Here is a 4,331-nt window from a genome sequence, read left to right as displayed (position 1 = left end):
CTGCTGCCGGACCTGTTTTCACGTGTCCATCGAAAGTACCGAACACCGCATGTGAGCACCTGGATCGCGGGATTAGCTGTGGGGATTCCGGCTGGCATCGGCGACATTGGAAGTTTCGCCGACCTGTCGAACATCGGGACTTTGTTCGCCTTCATCGTCGTCTCAGTTGGTGTGGTCATGCTGCGGCGCGCTCAACCGGCGCGAACGCGATCTTTCCGCGTGCCTTTTGCCCCCGTTACGCCGATCATTTCGGTCGTATGCTGTTTTGCTTTGATGCTAGGGCTTCCTCTCGAGACCTGGATCCGTTTCGTACTCTGGCTGCTGATCGGGTTGGTTATTTATTTTGCCTATAGCCGCCGCCGTAGCTTATTGCATTTTCGCCTGCGATGAAGACGAATCCCTGCGCGTTGCGAGACTCCAGTAACCCGAGTGGGGCGCAGCACGCCGAAAAGGTTCTTCGCCGGGCATCGCTTTGGATCCGGGGTTATTCCAGCCGCACTACCGGCTCGGCCTGCTGCTCAAGTCCGCCGGCCGGCTGGACGAGTCTAAATCCGAAATGATTAGGTTCCAACAAACCAAGGAACAGGAAGACAAGAATCAGAAAATCATTGCGCTGCGAACGTGACGGCTATTTTTCTGTTACAGTCAGAATCTTTCGTATAGGCGGATTCTCAAGCATCTGCTTCGTTCCACTTGGCCAAGCGATTTCAATCCTACGAACTGCTTTTTCCCGGCCGATGCCAAAAAACAATCGCTTGTCCTGCGCAGATTGGTAACTTGCAGTCGTTGTCACCGTTCCGTGCTGAACTCTTCCAGATTCGGAAATAAGTTTTACCTTCGCGCCGATCGCGTCGCGATTGCTCCTGGTTCCGCGCAGGTCTAACCCGATCCATCCGTTTTGATTTCCGCCTTCATTCCGAAGCACGTAAGCGGGACCTCCGCAGGTCACCACAACCACATCGATATCGCCATCATTGTCTAGATCGCCGAATGCCGCGCCACGGCTCGCCCATTTCCTGGTAAACACCGCTCCTGATTGTTCCGACACGTTCACGAATTTTCCGTCCACCTGTTTCAACAGCAGTAACGGCTGAAGATATTCCAGATGTGGCTGCATTTTCTCTACGTTGTCCATCACGTGGCTATTCGCGAAGAAGAGATCCTTGTGTCCGTCATTGTCGTAGTCGAAGACTCGCATGCCCCAGCCTCCGAAAAGCCGCGTAATCCGGCCCAAGCGGGACACATTCGTGCGGTAATTGAAAGTCCCGTCGCCATTGTTGTCGAAGTACGCGTAGGTCTCGTTCGACAGCGCCGTCGTAACGATATCCGGCTTTCCGTCATCGTTCAGGTCGGCGGCGTCCGTCCCCATTCCGGCGAAGACCTTTCCTTCGTCGGTATACCCGACACCCGCCGGCACTCCGTTTTCGGCAAACGTTCCGTCCCCGTTGTTGATGAAAAGAAATTGTTGAAATGAATCGTTTGCGACGCTGACATCGGGCCAGCCATCATTGTTGAAATCCGCAAACGCCACACCGAGCCCTTTACCAGGACTTGCCGCGATATGGCTCTTCGCGCTGACGTCGGTGAACGTCCCATTACCGTTATTGTGAAACAGATAATCGGAAATCGGCTGAAAGTTGTCGGGGTGGCAGTAAGAGCGTCCTCCTTTCAGGCGTGAGCCGCAATACTTGTTCTTCGAGAAGCTCCAATCCAGATATCGACAGATAAAAAGGTCCAGCCTGCCGTCGTTATCGTAATCGAAAAATCCCGCGCTCGACATCCATCCTTGGGTGCGTAGGCCTGCCCTTTCGGAGACGTCGGTAAATGTTCCGTTCCCGTTGTTGTGATATAAAATCACGCCTCCGTAATTTGTGACCAGCAAGTCCTCAAATCCGTCGTTGTCGAAGTCTCCCACCGCCGCGCCCATGCCGTAGCCCGTTCCACGCACTCCGGCCTTTTCCGTCATATCCGTGAACGTGCCATCGTGGTTATTGCGGTAGAGCCTGTTCCAGAATTCGGGTGCGGATTTATCGAGTAATTCGCCGTCTTGCTGCCCGATCCTGATTCTTGCGCCATTTACAAGAAACACATCGGGCCAGCCGTCGTCGTCGTAGTCGAAAACAGCAACGCCGCCCGCCATCGTCTCGATCAGATATTTTTCCGGAGTGGCCGAATTGTTGTGCTGGAAATGGATGCCGCTGGATAAAGAGACATCTACATAGCTCACGGCCGCGTTTTCGGCTGCCCTCAAAAGGAAGCATGAGATAGCCAATGCAGCTATGACAAGATTCTCTTGTGTCAAAGATCGTTTTTGCCGTTCTGTTACTGGGCTCATTTTGCGCGGGCGCCGGCGCCCAAAGTCCCACCTTCACGAATCCCTTGCTCCCGGTCGGACCTGACCCGTGGGTGATCTATCACGACAATACCTACTACTACATGAACACTACCGGAAAGAACCTGACCATCTGGAAAACCAAAGATATTACAGATCTGAAAAATTCAGAAAAGAAGGTAGTTTGGACCCCGCCCGCAATCGGTCCCGATTCTCACGACATTTGGGCTCCTGAACTGCATTTCTTGAACTCGAAATGGTACATCTACTTCGCCGCCGATGCAGGCACGAATCAGACACATCGTATCTTCGTTCTGGAAAACCCTGCACGCGATCCACTGACCGGTGACTGGACGTTAAAAGGCAAGCTTGCCGATCCAGACGATCGATGGGCTATCGACGCATCTGTATTCGAAAATAGCGGCAGACTCTATGCCATTTGGTCTGGCTGGGAAGGCGATGAGAACGGCACGCAAAACATTTATATCGCTCGCTTGAAAAACCCGTGGACCGTGGAAGGCAAGCGTGTGATGCTCTCCACTCCGGAATTCCCATGGGAAGAAGTCGGCGATTTGCCGACCGGCAATCCGCCCCACCTCAACGTCAATGAAGGCCCGGAGATACTCGCGCATGGCGGCAAACTTTTTATGATCTATTCCGCCAGTGCGTGCTGGACCGATCGCTACGCGCTCGGCATGCTAGAGGCTCGGGCGAACGCCAATCTGCTAAGCCCCGGCTCGTGGAAGAAAACAAATCATCCGGTTTTCTCCACATTGCCGGTGGCGCACGCGTTTGGAACCGGGCATAATACTTTCTTCAAGTCTCCCGACGGCGCCGAAGATTGGATTCTCTATCATGCGAATTCCGAGCCTCACCAGGGCTGCGATGGCCATCGCTCGCCGCGAGCCCAGCCCTTCACATGGAACCGCGATGGAACGCCCAATTTCGGCACGCCCGTGCCCCTTGACGCGCCGATTCAGAAGCCAAGCCGGGCCGACTAAAAACCTTCCCAAACTAATGCGGGAAATACGCCGAGCGAAGAAAATCCGATTGATTCGTACAATCGGACGGCTTCAACGTTCGAACAAGTAACCGTCAGGCTCACCGAATTACAACCCAGCTCGGTCAAGCGCACGAGCGATTGACGAATCAATTCATAGCCAAGCCTCGCGCCGCGCACTCCCGGCAGGATGCAAAGTTGAGTGATATGCCCTGACGTATTCGAGACCAGGCTAGCCAGGCAAACGCCGCATATCCGTCCAGTATTCGCGTCGACCGCTACTAAAGATGCCTTCGGGGAGAAGTGCCCGCAGCCGGGGAATTGAATGATGTTCGTGAGAAAGTGGCGTGCTCCTGGAATAGTGCGGTATTGATCGTTGATCTCGCTGTCGATGTGCCCTCGATACGCTCCCGTGACCAGTTGCGCCGTTTCTTCGCTGAAGCGATCGCTCCAGGGCAGGAACTTGACGCGCAGCGAAGGATTCTTGGGCTCGAGCGCCGTAATCGCATCGCCGGTCACCCGCATGAAGTACCGGTCGTAGCGCTTCAGAAACTGTTGGAAAGGTAAGGTCTGATTGCCGGCCACATGCATGAGTAGAAGCTGGCATTCAATGGGCTGAATTCCGGGGGCCAGCATCAGGCCTCGTACGATCGCCCCCAGAAGCATGAGCTCATTGGCCGGCTCGGCAAACTCGCGGCGTAGATAAAAATCGCCGATCAGCCCTTTGCGGCCTTCACAAACGTGGTAGGCATACGCGATCAGCTTCCTGTCGACGCGCAGCGCATAGCCGCAGAGAGAGCGGATCTGCAAAAAACGCCGCAGCAACTCCGCCGACGGACGGAAGTCCCAATCGAAGGATTGGCGCCAGGTGCGGATCTCTTCTTCGAGAAGCGGATCGAATTCTTCGATGGTTACGCTAGGCAGCTCGAGCAGTTGCGGATAGAGCGCTTCTGAGCGAGCTGCCATCGTCTAGGATTATACGTGGATCGCTTCCCGAGT

Annotated in this window: 4 protein-coding genes; 2 read left to right on the top strand and 2 right to left on the bottom strand. The window is 54.7% G+C overall.

Translation table 11 applies throughout. From position 1 onward, the window contains the following. Positions 1 to 390: amino acid permease (locus VGK48_28465; protein ID HEY2385128.1), on the top strand; the 390-nt coding region annotated here is incomplete at its 5' end. Between the two features lie 238 nt (positions 391 to 628). On the opposite strand, the gene VGK48_28460 is transcribed toward VGK48_28465, so the two are convergent. Beyond that, positions 629 to 2,227, bottom strand: a complete 1,599-nt coding sequence (locus VGK48_28460) for a CRTAC1 family protein (GenBank protein ID HEY2385127.1) — start codon at positions 2,225 to 2,227, stop codon at positions 629 to 631. A gap of 68 nt (positions 2,228 to 2,295) precedes the next feature. Between VGK48_28460 and VGK48_28455 the strand changes: the two genes are divergently transcribed. Then, a complete protein-coding gene (locus VGK48_28455; protein ID HEY2385126.1) occupies positions 2,296 to 3,333 on the top strand; it encodes a glycoside hydrolase family 43 protein in 1,038 nt (345 codons plus the stop codon). Here the strand turns inward: VGK48_28455 and VGK48_28450 are convergent. Then, on the bottom strand, positions 3,330 to 4,298 hold the full coding sequence (locus VGK48_28450) for a GNAT family N-acetyltransferase (protein HEY2385125.1): 969 nt from the start codon (positions 4,296 to 4,298) through the stop codon (positions 3,330 to 3,332). The two genes, VGK48_28455 and VGK48_28450, sit on opposite strands and share 4 nt — an antisense overlap. Positions 4,299 to 4,331: the final 33 nt, after the last annotated feature.

The organism is Terriglobia bacterium (assembly GCA_036496425.1).
Taxonomy (GTDB): domain Bacteria; phylum Acidobacteriota; class Terriglobia; order 20CM-2-55-15; family 20CM-2-55-15; genus 20CM-2-55-15.
The sequence above is the reverse complement of the archived record's forward strand: the minus strand, read 5'-3'. Positions and strand labels throughout refer to the sequence as shown.